Source organism: Paenibacillus sp. UNC496MF (genome assembly GCF_900113915.1).
Taxonomy (GTDB): domain Bacteria; phylum Bacillota; class Bacilli; order Paenibacillales; family Paenibacillaceae; genus Paenibacillus_Z; species Paenibacillus_Z artemisiicola.
Genome location: NZ_FORE01000005.1, coordinates 50,251 through 64,297, shown reverse-complemented (window position 1 = coordinate 64,297; position 14,047 = coordinate 50,251). Strand labels below are relative to the sequence as shown.

The window sequence follows — 14,047 nt, the reverse complement described above, 5'->3', positions numbered from 1 at the left end:
AACATGGGATTGATGGATTGGCTGCGCGAGGGAATCACGGGGCAGAAAATATGCCCGATCGAGCATTTGGAAGCGTACAAACGATTGGGCGAGCAAGTGTATGCGCTGCACGCCGAGCTGGCCGGCAGCGGCTCGCCGCGGGCGCAGGCGTTCGTGCAGGCGGCGCGGAGCCTGCAGACGATGGCGGACGCGCTGATCGGTGACGCCCTGGACGGCGACGAGCCGAAGCCGGTGCCGATCGTTACGCACGATCAAGCGGACGTCTGGTACGGCGCGCTCCCGGACATCATGGTCGCGGCGCGGCAGGAAGCGGCCTTCGCGAATTCGGCGCGGACTCCGCTGCCGGTGACGCTCGGCGAGCAGATCGAAGGGCCGAAGCCTTGCCCGGAAGCGCATTTGGCCGGGCTGCGGCGCGCCGCCGGCGACATGGAGGAGCTGCTGCGGCTCGACGTCGACCTCGCCCGCAACGAAGACGAGCGCTTTAAGGAAGCGATCCTGCTGTACGAAGAAGCGCGCACGCGACGCCAAGCCGGGGATTCCATCGTCGGCACGATTTCGAACGGCCGCCGCGTATCGCCCGAGTCGCATGAGGAAGCGGAGGAGCAATATTGGATCGCGCTGTCCAATTTCATCCTGATCGCGCAAGGGCTGAAGGAGCCCGAGCTGCTGAAGCGGATCCCCGCACGCCCGATCCGTTCCGGGTCGGCGTTCAAGTCGTGCAAGCTCGACTCGGACGATATTTGGAAGGTGACCTCGGAGCTCGCGATCCGCGACATCAACCGTTCCGGCGAACGCGCGCAGGCGATCGAGGATCTGACCGAGCATTGGGAGCTGTTCGTCGAGACGCCGGTCGAGCGGGAGTACGAGTCGACGGTCGAGGAGCTGCTCGCGCAGGGCATGATCAAGGAAGATTCGTACTGGTACTGCTGCCCGTTCCCGTCGGTGTACCGGGTGAACGCCCCGTACGTCCGCGTGCTCGGCCATCAGATCCCGCGCGGCCATGTATTCGTCTACGAGTACGGGGACGACGGCGAGCCCGGCCGGTTCATCACGCAAGCGTCGTTCCAGCCGGCGGATGAGCGCAAATACTGCGAAGACTAATACGGCGGAGGCGGCGGAATGGGATTGATCAAGCGGATCAAAGGCTGGCTGGCGTCCGAAAGCGGCGCCGGCGGCCGCGGCGAGCCGTCGTTCGAAGCCTATACGGAAGCCGCGGGCGAGAAGCTGCGCGAATTCGCCGTCGCGATCGGGAAGCTGGAATCCGGGCTGCTGTCCGCGAAGGAGCGGCTGCGGGGGCTGGAGCGGCAAGCCGACGGCTTCCGCGCGGCGGCCGAGCAGGCGGCGGCGCGGGGCGACGAGCGCGCCGCCCGGGCGGGACTGGAGCGCGAATACGAGCGCCGGCGGCAGGCGGCCTCGCAGGAGGCGGCCGTGCGCGGCATGGCGGACGACGTCGCGCGGACGAAGGCGCGCTACGCCGCGTTCAAGCAAGCGGTGGACGAAGCCGGCGCGAAGCACGACAAGCTGCGCCTGCGCGCGCTCGCCGCGTCGTCCGAATGGGAAGCCGGCCGTGCCGCGTCGGCGGAAGGGCAGGAGGAGCGGCTGCGCGGGCTGAGCGACGACGCGCTCGCCGCCGAAGCGCTGGCGGAGCTCCGGCAGGGCGAGCGCGGCGACGCGATCGACGAGGAGATCGCCAAGCTGCTGCGGGAGCGGAAGCCGGGGCCTTGACGGGGCCGAAGGCGCGAATAGGAAAAGCAGTCCGTCCGGGACGAACCGGGCGGACTGCTTTTTGCGTTTTGCGTCATCGGGGCCTTAGGTTGGAAAAACGCTCAGTACACGTCCCGCGCGTATCGCTTCGCGCGCGCCATCTCCCGGATATAAGCGCCGGCCTCGGCTTCGTTCATGCCGCCGTGCCGCTGGATGATCTGCTTCAGGGCGGCTTCGACCTCCTTCGCCATCATCCCCGCGTCGCCGCAGACGTAGAAGTGCGCGCCCGCCTTCAACCAGGCCCAGAGCTCCGCGCCGTGCTCCAGCATGCGGTGCTGCACGTACACCTTCTCCTTCTGATCGCGGGAGAAGGCGGTGGTCAGCCGGTGGAGCACGCCCGCGTCCCGCATGTCCTCGAGCTCTTCCCGGAAGTAGAAGTCGCAGGCTTCGCGCTGCTCGCCGAAGAACAGCCAGTTGCGGCCTACGGCGGACGACGCCCGGCGCTCCTGCAGAAATCCGCGGAACGGGCCGACGCCGGTTCCGGCGCCGACCATGATCATCGGCGCGGCCGGATCGGCGGGCGGGCGGAAGTGCGGCGCCTTCTGCACGAAGATCGGCACCTCGGCCGCCTCGTCCGCGCGTTCCGCGAGGTAGACGGAGCAGACGCCTTTGCGGAGCTTGCCGTTCTGCTCGTAACGGACGGTCGAGACCGCGATGTGCACTTCGCCGGGATGAGCGGCGGCGCTCGAAGCGATGGAGTACAGGCGCGGCTGCAGCGGCCTTAGCGCCGCAAGCAGCTCTTCCGCGCCGGCCTTGGTCGGGAACTCCCGCAGCAGATCGGCGGGCTGGCGGCCCCAAAGCCATTTTTTCAGCTCCTGCTTGGCATCGTCCCGAAGCAGCGCGGCAAGCCGGTCGCTGCCGGAGCGGTCGCGAACGAGTTCCAGCAGCGCGGGCGTGATCCGCGTAATGTCGGCTTGCTTGAGCAGCGCGGCCCCGAGCGTCGTGCGTTCGCCCTTGACGTGGACTTCGGCGTCCGGCGGCAGCCGGAGCGAGTCCAGGATATCCGCGACCGTCTCCGGATCGTTGGTCGGCCAGACGCCGAGGGCGTCGCCGGCTTCGTAGCGGAGGCCCGTGCCTTTCAGATCGAACACGTAGTGGCGGGTATCCTTCTCCGAGCCCGGGCCGTTCAACGGCCGCGCGGCCAGCAGCTTCGCCGGCAGCGGATGGTTGCGGTCGTAATGCCGGTCGGCGGGCTCGGCTGCCGGGTCGATCGCGCGAAGCGCCTTCACTTCCGACTCCAGCGTCCGGTGCCATGCGTCCAGCGCGTCCTCGCCGCCGGCGTCGCAGTCCGCGCGGTCCAGCAGCCGCTTGGCGCCCAGCTGCCCCAGCCGCTCGTCGAGACTGCGCCCGAAGCCGCAAAATTGATCGTAGCTGGAGTCGCCGAAGGCGAGCACCGCATAGCGCAGCGCTTCGAGCCGGAAGACGGAGTCTTCGGAAAGCGCCTGCCAGAACCGCGCGCCGTTATCCGGCGGATCGCCGGCGCCGAACGTGCTCGCGACGAGCACGACCAGCCGCTCGGACGGCAGTTCGGCCATATCGTAGGCGTCCATGCTCACGAGGCGCACGTCGTTGCCCGCCAGCTGCAGCCGCCGGGCGCATTCGATCGCGGCCGCTTCGGCCGTGCCGGTTTGCGACGCCCACAGGATCGTGACGCCGGTTCGCGTCCCCTCGGCCGGCCGGGCGCCGGCCGGCGCGCCGCTTTGGCGCCGCGCGTCCGGGACGCCGGCGGGAGCGGCCGCCGCTTCGGCAATCGCCGCGCCGGACATCGGCGCGGCGGCACCCCAAACGGCCGATCCGTTCGCCTGGCCCGCGCCGCCCGATCCGTAGTCAGCCGCCGGCAAATAAGCGCGGGAGAACATGCCGGCCAGGATGCCGTCCAGCCAGAGCCGCTTGGACGGCTCGAGCGGCGCGGTCGGAGGGAGAACGGGGACGCCGGCCGCCGCCGCCGCTTCGTCGGTCCGCAGGCTGGCGATGAAGCCGGCCACGTACATTTTCTCATGCTGGTCGAGCGTCATGGGGGAACCCGATTCGATGCCCAGCATGTTTGCCAATGTATCCACTTTGGCCATAAAGATCTCCTCCTTGAATAATGCGGCGCTCGCTTCGGCCGCGGGCTGCCAATCGGCGGGCTCGAGCGCGGGAGAGCCGACGGGATCGCCGCCGGTTCGCTCCTGATTCGCCTGCGTACGCGTCGTCCGCCTCAACGAGACCGCGCAAAATTTCAGCTCGGGCTGGAGCGATACGGGATCCGCCGCGTCGCTCGTCACCGCGTTCACGGCGAGGTTCGGGCCGAACAGGTCATTCCAATGAAAGGGCGCGAAGCAGCCGCCGGGCATCACGCGGTCCGTCACGACCGCCGGCAGGACGGCTTTGCCGCGCCGGGACGCGATCTCGACGAGATCGCGTTCGCGGATGCCGAGCTCGGCCGCGTCCTCGGGATGAATCTCGACGAACGGCCCGGGGTTCAGCTTGTTGAGCGCGGCGATCTTGCCGGTCTTCGTGAGCGTATGCCATTGGTGCTGCACGCGGCCCGTGTTCAGCACGAACCGCCGCTCGGCGTCCGGCATCTCCGCGGGCGGAAGGAAGGGGCGGGCGAAGAACGCGGCTTTGCCGGACGGCGTCGGGAAGACGATCCGCGGCACGCTGCCGTCCTCGCGGACGGCGAGCCGCGGGCCGGCGCCGTCGTTCAAGTAGCGGACCGGATTGCGGCTCGGGCCGTCAGCCGCCGCCGGCCATTGCACGGGCGTCTCGCCGAGCCGATCGTAGCCGGCCCCGCGCAGGTCGTAGCCGGTCTTCGGGTTCCACGCCCGCTGAAGCTCGCGGTAGACGTCCTCGGACGACGCGTACGAGAACGCGTCGGCGAAGCCCATTTCGCAGGCGACCTGCGCGACGATCATCCAGTCCGGCAGCGCCTCGCCCGGCGGATCGACCGCCTTGCGCATCAGCGTCAGGTTGCGCTCCGAGTTGATCATGACGCCCTCGGCCTCGGCCCACAGAGCCCCCGGGAGCAGATAGTCCGCGTAGGCGTTCGTTTCCGTCTCCAGGAATACGTCCTGCGCGACGACGAGCTCGGCGGCTTCCAGGCCGGCGATGACGGTGCCGCGGTTCGGGACGGAGGCGACGGGGTTCGTGCAGATAATCCAACAGGCTTTGATGTCGCCGGCCGCCATGCGCTCGAACATCGCGACGGTGCCCGGCCCCGTTTCGGCCCGCAGCGTTCCTCGCGGAAGCCGCCATAGATCTTCGGCGAACCGGCGGTCCTCCTCGACGAGCGCCGATCGCTGGCCGGGGAGCCCCGGGCCCATGTAGCCCATCTCGCGGCCGCCCATCGCGTTCGGCTGGCCCGTCAAGGAGAAAGGGCCGCTGCCGGGACGGCAGATCGCGCCGGTCGCCAGGTGGAGATTGCAGACCGCGTTCGTCTGCCATGTGCCGTGCGTGCTCTGGTTCAGCCCCATCGTCCAGCAACTGATCCATTCCGGCGCTTCGGCGATCCACGCGGCAGCCCGGCGGATGTCCGCTTCGGGAATGCCGGTGGCTTGCGCCACGCTCGCCGGGTCGTACGCATCCAGGAAGGCCGGCATGTCTTCCCAGCCGGTCGTATAGGCCGCGACGAACGTTTCGTCGACGGCGCCTTGCTTGTGCAGCAGGTGCAGCAGGCCGTTCAGCAGGGCGAGGTCGGTGCCGGGCCGGATTTGCAGGAACAGCGACGCTTTATCCGCGGTCGCGGTGCGGCGGGGATCGACGACGATCAGCTTCGCCCCGGCTTTGACCCGGTCCATCATGCGGAGGAACAGAATCGGATGGCAGTCGGCCATGTTGGCGCCGATGACGAAGAAGAGATCCGTCCGGTCGAAATCCTCGTACGAGCCCGGCGGTCCGTCGGCGCCGAGCGACAGCTTGTAGCCGCTGCCGGCGCTGGCCATGCACAGCCGGGAATTAGACTCGATGTTAACTGTCCTTACATATCCCTTGGCGAGTTTATTCACGAGATACTGCGCTTCGAGCGACATTTGGCCCGATACGTAGAAGCTGAGCGCGTCCGGGCCGTGTTCGTCGAGAATGGCGCGGAGCTTGCCGGCCGTTTCGCGGATCGCCCGCCGCATGCCGACGGGCGACGGGGCCAGCCCGCGCGCGTCTCGCTTGTGCGCGGAAGCCAACCGGCCCGATTCGGCGATCGCGGCGGCGCTGGTGGCGCCTTTCGTGCACAGCCGGCCGAAATTCGCGGGATGCGTCTTGTCGCCGGATACTTTGACGACGCGGCCGCCCTCGACGTCCATGACGATGCCGCAGCCGACGCCGCAGTAAGGACAAACGCTTTTTACCTGTTTCGTGGTCACGCTGCATCACCTTGCCGGATCAGCTGCCCGTATGCAAGACATCGATATGTCGGATTACGAACAAACTGGATTTTTAATGTTAGTTTATATAACGCATTAAATCTTGTCAATCGTCATCGGATGGTTTATGTTATTTAATATGACATAAAAGTATTTGCGGTGCGCGGGAAAGTCCTGACAAGGAGATGCGCGTCCGCGCGTATAGATAGGAGGAAACGAGGATGCGCACGCCTCGAGGAAGCCGCATCGCACGCAACCAACGACTTCAGGAAGGGGCCAAACCGATGGCGAAGGAACGACTGCCCAAACCGATCTACGAACAGCTTGCTTATTTCCGCTACCAAATCCGCAAATTCATCCGCTTCAGCGAAGAGGCGGCCCGAAGCAAGGGCTTGACGCCGCAGTACCATCAGCTGATGCTGTCGATCATGGGCTTCCCGGGCCGCGAGCACGCCACGCCCAAAGAGTTGGCGGAACGGCTGCAGATCACGCCGAATTCCTGCATCGAGCTCATTCAGCGCTGCGAGGAGCTCGACCTCGTCCAGCGGTTTCCGAATCCGAACGACCGGCGAAGCATTTTCATTCGGTTGACGGACGCCGCGAAGGAGATCCTCGAGGAGCTCTCGGAGATTCATATGGAAGAGTTGAAGCGGGCGGGGCTGCTGGAATTCAAGGATTATTCGCATCTGGACTCCAACGAAGCTTGAACGACGGCCGCGAGGCTCGGCCGCGCAAGCGTAGGGAGAAGGCTTCGAACGCGCAAGCGCCCGCCGATTCGGTTCCGATAAGGAAGCGGTAATCGGCGGGCGCTTCTTTGCGCGCGGCGCTGCTACGCGCTCGTATGGGGAGGGCGGCGAGTCTTCGCGATGCGCAAGATAAAATATTTTTTTAATAATTGAACAAAAAGTGAACGCTTCGTGACAAAATTGTGTTATACTATTCCTATAAAACGTCACCGGGAGTGTTGCACGATGAACGAAACCCAAAAAACAACTGGTACCGAAGCGATCGTCCCGTCCCAAGCGGAGAAAATCAAGTACTGGACGTCCCTGATGCCGCGCATCGGTTTTGGATTGATGCTCATCGGCATCATCATGAGCGCTTGCTTCGTTCATGATTTCAAAGACACGAACTTGGGCCTGATGGTCGGCTTCGGCTTTATCATCGGCGGCATACAAGTGCTTTTGCTCGGGTCGTTGTTCCACGCGCTGCAGCCGAAGTTCGCGAAAGAACAGCAGGCAATGCCCGCAGGCCAACAGCCGGAACGCATTTAACTTTAATCGTATAGCGCTTACGCGTTCAAGAGACAGCGATTCGTCGCTGTCTCTTTTTTGCGTTTTTGGAGCGCTCTGGAAAAGCCCGAAATTGTGACAGCTTGTCCGATGAAAATGCAGGGTTCATTTCCGGATTTTCCTAATAAATCGCCATGAAAGCCCTTAACTACGCCATTCGTGAACGACTGATGAACGAAAAGTGTCGGAAAAGAAACAGAAGATTGACGGATTTGTTAACGGCGGTAACAAGCGCGCGGTCATCTGTTATGCTAGCGTCAAAGGGCCATGAGAGCACGCTGCATGTGTAAGGAGATGAGTAGCAAGATGAAGAAACGTTCCAAACTCCGCGGCTTGATGCTGCTGATAACCGGACTGCTGACGACCGTGCTTTTGTCCGGCTGCGACGGCAAGTTCGTCGTGTTCGACCCGCAGGGACCCGTCGCCGAAACGCAGTACCGGCTGATTATTCTGTCGGCCATCCTTTGCGCGATCGTCGTCATTCCCGTGCTCGCGATCACGGTATTTATCGTACTGCGATATCGCGACAAGCCGGGCAACAAGGCGCCGTATAAGCCGCACTGGGACGACAGCAAGGTGCTGGAAATTCTGTGGTGGGGCATTCCGGTCATCATCATCGGCATCCTGGGCGCGTACACGGCCCGCGATACGTATGCGCTGGCGAAGAAGCCGCCGGTCACGGACGTGAAGCCGATCAAGATTCAAGTCACGTCGCTCGACTGGAAATGGCTGTTCCAATATCCGGATCAAAACATCGCGACCGTCAATTACGTGCATATCCCGGCCGGCGTGCAGGTCGATTTCGAACTGACGAGCGACGCGCCGATGAATTCCTTCTGGATTCCGCAGCTGGGCGGCCAAGAGTATACGATGCCGGGCATGGCGATGTCGCTATGGCTGCAGGCCGATCGTCCGGGCGAGTATTACGGCACGGGCGCGAACTTCTCCGGCAAAGACTTCGCGCATATGCGCTTCAACGTCATCGCCGAATCGCAGGAAAACTTCAATAAATGGGTGCAAAGCGTGAAAGGCTCGAACAACGAGCTGACGAAGGAAGGCTACGAGGCGCTGGCCAAACCGAGCCAATCCGACGAGCAGACATTCTCCTCGTATCCGGCGGATCTGTTCGATTCCGTCGTCACGAAGAACGGCGGCCACCATATGGACATGGACAAAGACGCGGACAAAGGCGATAAAGCCGACGCGGACGACGCGAAGTCCGATTCCAAGGACGCCCACGACATGGACGATATGAGCGACATGGATATGAGCAATATGAATTCTAGTGAAATGAATCACAATCATCAGTAGGATGAGGGAGGAGCACCAACTATGTACGCCAGTATAAAATCATTCGCCTCCTCATTTTTTGTGACGGGCGATCCGCTTATCTACGGCGCGGACGTCTCGATCGGACTAACCTCCATCGCCATCGTGTTCGTTCTCTTCTACTTCAAGAAGTGGGGCTGGCTGTGGCGGGAATGGCTAACGACCGTCGACCACAAAAAAATCGGGATGATGTACTTGATCGCATCGCTGCTCATGCTGTTCCGCGGCGGGGTCGACGCCCTGCTCATGCGGGCGCAGCTCGCGATGCCGAACGTGCACTTCCTGCAGGCGGATCACTATAACTCAGTATTTACCACGCACGGCACGATTATGATCTTGTTCATGGCGATGCCGATGATGTTCGGGTTGTTCAACATGGTCGTGCCGCTGCAGATCGGCGCGCGCGACGTCGCGTACCCGTATCTGAACGCCGTCAGCTTCTGGCTGTTCTTCTTCGGCGCGATGCTGTTCAATATCAGCTTCGTCATCGGCGGCTCGCCGGACGCGGGCTGGCTCAGCTATCCGCCGCTGTCGGAGATGTCGGGCAGTCCCGGCGTCGGACAGAACTTCTATATCTGGGGCATTCAGATTTCCGGTATCGGCTCGCTCGCGACGGGGATCAACTTCATCGTCACGATTCTCAAGATGCGCGCGCCGGGCATGAAATTGATGAAAATGCCGATGTTCACCTGGTCCGTCTTTTCCAGCAGCGTCATCATCATCTTCGCGTTCCCGATTCTGACGGTGACGCTCGCGCTGCTGTTCATCGACCGGTTCCTCGGCGGCCATCTGTTCACGATGGACGGCGGCGGGAACCCGATGATGTACGTCAATCTGATCTGGATGTGGGGTCACCCCGAGGTGTACATCGTCGTGCTGCCGGCGTTCGGGATCTTCTCCGAAATCGTCGCCACGTTCTCGCGAAAACGGATTTTCGGCTATAAATCGATGGTATTCGCACTCATGAGCATCAGTATTCTGTCCTTCTTCACCTGGGTTCACCACTTCTTCACGATGGGCTCCGGGGCGGACGTCAACGTCTTCTTCGCCATCGCGACCATGGCGATCGGCATACCGACCGGGGCCAAGGTGTTCAACTGGCTGTTCACGATGTTCCGCGGCCGGATCCGGCTGGAGCAGCCGATGATGTGGACGCTCGCGTTCATACCGTGCTTCGTGGTCGGCGGGGCGACGGGCGTCATGCTCGCGGTGGCGCCGGCGGACTACCAGTACCACAACAGCTACTTCCTGATCGCGCACTTCCATCAGGTGCTGATCGGGGGCGTCGTGTTCGGCTATCTCGCGGGCATCTACTACTGGTGGCCGAAGCTGTTCGGCTTCAAGCTGAACGACCGGTTGGGCAAATACGCGTTCTGGCTGTGGAACATCGGCTTCTACGTCTGCTTCATGCCGCAGTACGCGCTCGGCTTCATGGGCATGACGCGCCGCGTGTACACGTACGGCTGGGATATGGGCTGGGGACCGCTTAACCTCGTGTCGACGATCGGGGCCTTCCTCATGGGCATCGGCTTCGTCTTCCAGGTGTGGCAGATCCTCTACAGCGTCAAATTCGGCGAACGCGACACCACGGGCGATCCGTGGAACGGCCGCACGCTGGAATGGTCGATTCCGTCGCCGCCGCCGATGTACAACTTCGCGGTCGTGCCGGTCGCGGCCGAGCAGGATTCGTACTGGGAAGAGAAAGAGCGCCGCAATTTCGCGCCGGCTCCTCCGGTTCCGGCATCGAAGCTGGAGTCGATCCATATGCCGAAAAACTCCGGCATTCCGTTCATCTTCTCGGCGTGCTGGTTCGTCGCGGGCTTCGGCTTCGTCTTCGACTGGCTCTGGATGGCGATCCTGGGGATGCTCGGCGTCGGCGCGACGCTGCTGGCCCGTTCCTTCCAATACGACACCGATTATTACGTACCGGTCGAAGAAGTCATCGAGACCGAAAAAGCAGCAGGGAGGGCGGTATAAATGCAGCATGCCATTCAACACGGCCATTCGCACGGGGCCGAGTCGCATGACCATGGCCATCACGACCAAGAGTCGATGAAAGTGCTCGGCTTCTGGATCTTCCTCGTCACCGACTGCCTGCTGTTCGGCACGCTGTTCGCCACGTATGTCGTCCTCAAGGCGCATACCGACGGCGGACCGACCGGCAAGGAATTGTTCGAAATCCCGGGCTTCGTGGCGGAAACGTTCATCCTGCTGACGAGCAGCTTCACGAGCGGACTCGCGGTCCTGGCAATGAACCAGAAGAAGGTCGGCCAGCTCATCGGCTGGCTGATCGTGACCGTCGTGCTCGGCGCCTCGTTCGTCGGTCTCGAGATCAACGAGTTCGTCAACATGGTGCACGAAGGCGCGACGATCTCCACCAGCGCGTTCCTGACGGCGTTCTTCGTCCTGGTCGGCACGCACGGCCTTCACGTCTCCGTCGGCCTGGTCTGGATGATCGGGCTTATGATCCAGCTGAAGATGCGCGGCATTACGCCGGTCACGCGGCGGAAAATCACCGTCATCAGCCTCTACTGGCACTTTCTTGACGTGGTGTGGATCTTCCTCTTCACGATCGTTTACCTGATGGGGGTGATGTAAGATGAGTCAGCATCCTGCGGGCGCGGCCGAACACGGCCACGGCCATCACGACGAACACGAGAACCATGGCTCGCTAAAAGCTTATGTCATCGGCTTCCTTATTTCCATCGTCCTGACCGTGATTCCGCTGTTGGTCGTGTTCGAAACGAGCATGAACAAAACGGGCGTCATCGTCACCATCATAACGATGGCCGTCATTCAGCTGATCGTGCAGCTCTTCTTCTTCATGCACATCCGCGAAGGCGAAGGACCGAAATACAACGTCATGGCGCTGATCCTGGGCTTGTTCATCGTCCTCGTCATCGTCGGCGGTTCCGTGTGGATCATGTCGTTCAACTCGGTCGTGCAATAATTTAAAAAGCAATGCGTTCAGGCGCGCGGCTCTGCCCCGATAAGGGAGGGCCGCGCGCTTTTTTGTCTGCGGTCAGCGAGGGGCGGCGCGAAACAATGGCGGGTATGAGCCGATACCTCGCATACATCCGGTCATGAGGGTCGACGGAATGATCGGTATCGGAACTTATCCGAAACGGTCTGTTAATGGCATTAAATGTCTTGATGGTGAATTCGGCTGCGACGAGGTTCGTCGAACGCTGTCGGGCAGCTTAGACGATCCGATTCCGCAGCCCGGGCATTCTGATCCTGCAGCCCGGGCATTCCGATTCCGCAGCTCCGGCATACCACTGCCGCCGTCTTGCTTAGGCGGGGCGGATACCGCTCCGCTTTATGTAATTAACCCCATTAATTTCTGGACGACCGCCATTCGAATGGGAGCGCAACATCCGAAATCCTCCCCGTACTATAACGGTATAAGGATGCATTCGCATCAAGGATGTGGGAGGGGATGAGGAGTTGCGAAAGGTATGGATCGCGATGCTTGCGCCGTTTCGCCGTTCGCCGGTGGCGCCGCATGAGCGCGCGACGGCGGTCGTTCACGAGCTGGCTTACTACGGGGGAAGGGCCTTCGGGCTCGCGGAGAGGCAACTGGCGGTGGCAAACGAATTCGACAACGACTCAAATAATTAACGGAGTTAATTATATGGGCGGCATTCCCGCGCGAGCCAATCGTTGGTATAGTGAATGTGCAGCAATTCCTAGTAGCGGGGAGCGTGGGATGAAATGATGCCGAAAGCGATTTTGCTGGACTTGGACGACACGATCATCGCCTTCGACCACGGCGTCGATATCGACGGCTGCTGGCGCAAGGTATGCGGCCTTCATATGCCGGAGGAGGAGGCGCGGCAGCTCGAGCTGATCGCGCGGATCAAGCGGCAGGCGGCATGGTTCTGGAGCGACGCCGAACGGCATCGGGTCGGACGGCTCGATCTCGACGCCGCGCGGACGACGATCGTCGCGGCCGTGCTGGAGGAGGCCGGGCTTGCCGACGACGGGCTGGCCGGGCGCATCGCGCGCGCGTACGGCGAGGCGCGCGACGCCGCCGTCGCGCTTTACGATGGCGCCGTGGAGACGCTGCTCGATCTGCGGGCGCGCGGCATCAAGCTGGCGCTCATCACGAACGGCAGCTCGCGGGCGCAGCGGAGCAAGATCGAGCGGTTCGGTCTCGCGCCGCATTTCGACTGCATCCTCATCGAGGAGGAGTACGGCACGGGCAAGCCCGGAGAGGCCGTCTACCGGCACGCGCTCGAACGGCTTGGCGTCGACGCGCGGGAAGCGTGGATGGTCGGCGACAATTACGAATGGGAAATCGCCGCGCCGCAGCGGCTCGCCATCAAGGGGATCTGGATCAATCCGAAAGGCTTGGACCGCCCCGGCTCCGCCGTGCCGTTCAAGACGCTGGCGGCGTTAAACGAGCTCGGGGCGTTCTTGGACGGAATCGCGGCAGAATCGGTTATTTAACGGCATAAATCGACAGCCATTGCGGCAGGGCGGCCAACGGATTGGCGCGCCAATCGCCGAGCGCTTCCAGTTCCGCCGGCGAGAGCGGCGCCTGGTCGTCCCGCGATTCGTCGATCCAGAAGGAGCCGTCTTCCGCGTACGTTTCTTCGATGCGGGCGATGCGCAACCCCGCGCCGGACATCGCGTTGGCGATATCCTGCACGCGCCACGTATACCTAGGCACGTCGCCGAACGGCCCCGTGCCGTCGTACGGCCTGACGACGCGAAGCTTCCGGTCGGCGTTATAGTCGAACGGCCTTGTGAACGGGTGCACGTCGTACATGACGCACGCGCCGCCGTCCTTCAAGACGCGGCGGATGCTGCCGTACATCGCCGGCAGGTCGGAGATCCAGACATGGACGCCGTTCGACGTATAGACGAGGTCGTACGCCCCGTCGACGACCGCGTCCAGCCGCATCGTATCGGCCTGAACGAAATCGATCGCCCAGCCGTGCTGAAGAGCGATGGCGCGGCTGTTGTCCAGCTGGCGGCCGGAGATGTCGCAGGAAGTCACGCGGGCGCCGAGCAGGTGAAAGGCGAAGACCGCGTGATTGTTGCCGCTCGACGGCACGCATACCCGTTTGCCGCGCAAGTCCGGCAGCGCGCGCTTGATCAGCGCGAGCGTCGCCGGGTGGAAGGCGGATTCGGGGCGCGCGATCAAGCCGGCGATGACCTCGCCGGTCCGATAGCGTTTGTACCAGGTCTCGGACCATTCGTTCCATTGGTCGCGTACGAGCGCGGAGCGATCGTCCATGAGCACCTCTTTTCTTGGGATAATCGCTTCTTGCGTACAGGATTCGAAGGATGCCGGAATTCCGGGCTGCCGGAATGGCG

At 62.9% G+C, this 14,047-nt stretch carries 12 protein-coding genes; 10 read left to right on the top strand and 2 right to left on the bottom strand.

Going from position 1 to position 14,047, the window contains the following annotated elements:
• Positions 1-3: 3 nt before the first annotated feature.
• Together BMZ79_RS05125 and BMZ79_RS05120 are read left to right on the top strand one after the other, a co-directional pair.
• Positions 4-1,101, top strand: a complete 1,098-nt coding sequence (locus BMZ79_RS05125; protein WP_143088896.1) for a hypothetical protein — start codon at positions 4-6, stop codon at positions 1,099-1,101.
• Positions 1,102-1,119: 18 nt separating this feature from the next.
• Positions 1,120-1,725, top strand: coding sequence for a hypothetical protein (locus BMZ79_RS05120; RefSeq protein ID WP_090637265.1), 606 nt, complete (start codon positions 1,120-1,122; stop codon positions 1,723-1,725).
• A 101-nt stretch (positions 1,726-1,826) separates the two neighbouring features.
• Here BMZ79_RS05120 and BMZ79_RS05115 read toward each other — a convergent pair whose 3' ends face one another.
• Positions 1,827-6,101 carry a sulfite reductase subunit alpha gene (locus BMZ79_RS05115; protein ID WP_090637263.1) on the bottom strand — a complete coding sequence of 1,425 codons (4,275 nt, stop codon included), beginning with the start codon at positions 6,099-6,101 and terminating at the stop codon, positions 1,827-1,829.
• Between the two features lie 284 nt (positions 6,102-6,385).
• On the opposite strand from BMZ79_RS05115, the gene BMZ79_RS05110 reads away from it, so the two are divergent.
• The 8 genes from BMZ79_RS05110 to BMZ79_RS05075 all read left to right on the top strand — a co-directional run bounded on the left by BMZ79_RS05110 (position 6,386) and on the right by BMZ79_RS05075 (position 13,174).
• Complete coding sequence (locus tag BMZ79_RS05110; RefSeq protein WP_090637262.1) at positions 6,386-6,808, top strand: MarR family winged helix-turn-helix transcriptional regulator; 423 nt, start codon at positions 6,386-6,388, stop codon at positions 6,806-6,808.
• A gap of 264 nt (positions 6,809-7,072) precedes the next feature.
• Positions 7,073-7,375 (top strand): hypothetical protein, encoded by a 303-nt coding sequence (locus BMZ79_RS05105; RefSeq protein ID WP_090637260.1) that lies wholly within the window; start codon positions 7,073-7,075, stop codon positions 7,373-7,375.
• Between the two features lie 324 nt (positions 7,376-7,699).
• Entirely contained in the window at positions 7,700-8,704 is a 1,005-nt protein-coding gene (locus BMZ79_RS05100) for a ubiquinol oxidase subunit II (protein WP_090637258.1), read from the top strand.
• A 21-nt stretch (positions 8,705-8,725) separates the two neighbouring features.
• Positions 8,726-10,699, top strand: coding sequence for a cbb3-type cytochrome c oxidase subunit I (locus tag BMZ79_RS05095; protein ID WP_090637256.1), 1,974 nt, complete (start codon positions 8,726-8,728; stop codon positions 10,697-10,699).
• Entirely contained in the window at positions 10,700-11,320 is a 621-nt protein-coding gene (gene cyoC / locus BMZ79_RS05090) for a cytochrome o ubiquinol oxidase subunit III (RefSeq protein ID WP_090637254.1), read from the top strand.
• A 1-nt stretch (position 11,321) separates the two neighbouring features.
• Complete coding sequence (gene cyoD, locus BMZ79_RS05085) at positions 11,322-11,672, top strand: cytochrome o ubiquinol oxidase subunit IV (RefSeq protein WP_090637252.1); 351 nt, start codon at positions 11,322-11,324, stop codon at positions 11,670-11,672.
• Between the two features lie 497 nt (positions 11,673-12,169).
• Entirely contained in the window at positions 12,170-12,343 is a 174-nt protein-coding gene (locus BMZ79_RS34150; RefSeq protein ID WP_177222018.1) for a hypothetical protein, read from the top strand.
• A gap of 93 nt (positions 12,344-12,436) precedes the next feature.
• Positions 12,437-13,174: an HAD family hydrolase gene (locus tag BMZ79_RS05075; protein WP_090637248.1), complete on the top strand. Its 738-nt coding sequence runs from the start codon at positions 12,437-12,439 to the stop codon at positions 13,172-13,174.
• On the opposite strand, the gene BMZ79_RS05070 is transcribed toward BMZ79_RS05075, so the two are convergent.
• Positions 13,167-13,967, bottom strand: a complete 801-nt coding sequence (locus tag BMZ79_RS05070; RefSeq protein WP_090637246.1) for a class I SAM-dependent methyltransferase — start codon at positions 13,965-13,967, stop codon at positions 13,167-13,169. The two genes, BMZ79_RS05075 and BMZ79_RS05070, sit on opposite strands and share 8 nt — an antisense overlap.
• Positions 13,968-14,047: the final 80 nt, after the last annotated feature.

What these genes read in the sequence shown, in the direction of transcription:
- BMZ79_RS05125 (WP_143088896.1), top strand. Translation starts at nt 4, where the DNA reads ATGGGATTGATGGATTGGCTGCGCGAGGGAATCACGGGGCAGAAAATA.
- BMZ79_RS05120 (WP_090637265.1), top strand. Translation starts at nt 1,120, where the DNA reads ATGGGATTGATCAAGCGGATCAAAGGCTGGCTGGCGTCCGAAAGCGGC.
- BMZ79_RS05110 (WP_090637262.1), top strand. Translation starts at nt 6,386, where the DNA reads ATGGCGAAGGAACGACTGCCCAAACCGATCTACGAACAGCTTGCTTAT.
- BMZ79_RS05105 (WP_090637260.1), top strand. Translation starts at nt 7,073, where the DNA reads ATGAACGAAACCCAAAAAACAACTGGTACCGAAGCGATCGTCCCGTCC.
- BMZ79_RS05100 (WP_090637258.1), top strand. Translation starts at nt 7,700, where the DNA reads ATGAAGAAACGTTCCAAACTCCGCGGCTTGATGCTGCTGATAACCGGA.
- BMZ79_RS05095 (WP_090637256.1), top strand. Translation starts at nt 8,726, where the DNA reads ATGTACGCCAGTATAAAATCATTCGCCTCCTCATTTTTTGTGACGGGC.
- cyoC (WP_090637254.1), top strand. Translation starts at nt 10,700, where the DNA reads ATGCAGCATGCCATTCAACACGGCCATTCGCACGGGGCCGAGTCGCAT.
- cyoD (WP_090637252.1), top strand. Translation starts at nt 11,322, where the DNA reads ATGAGTCAGCATCCTGCGGGCGCGGCCGAACACGGCCACGGCCATCAC.
- BMZ79_RS05075 (WP_090637248.1), top strand. Translation starts at nt 12,437, where the DNA reads ATGATGCCGAAAGCGATTTTGCTGGACTTGGACGACACGATCATCGCC.
- BMZ79_RS05070 (WP_090637246.1), bottom strand. Translation starts at nt 13,967, where the DNA reads ATGGACGATCGCTCCGCGCTCGTACGCGACCAATGGAACGAATGGTCC.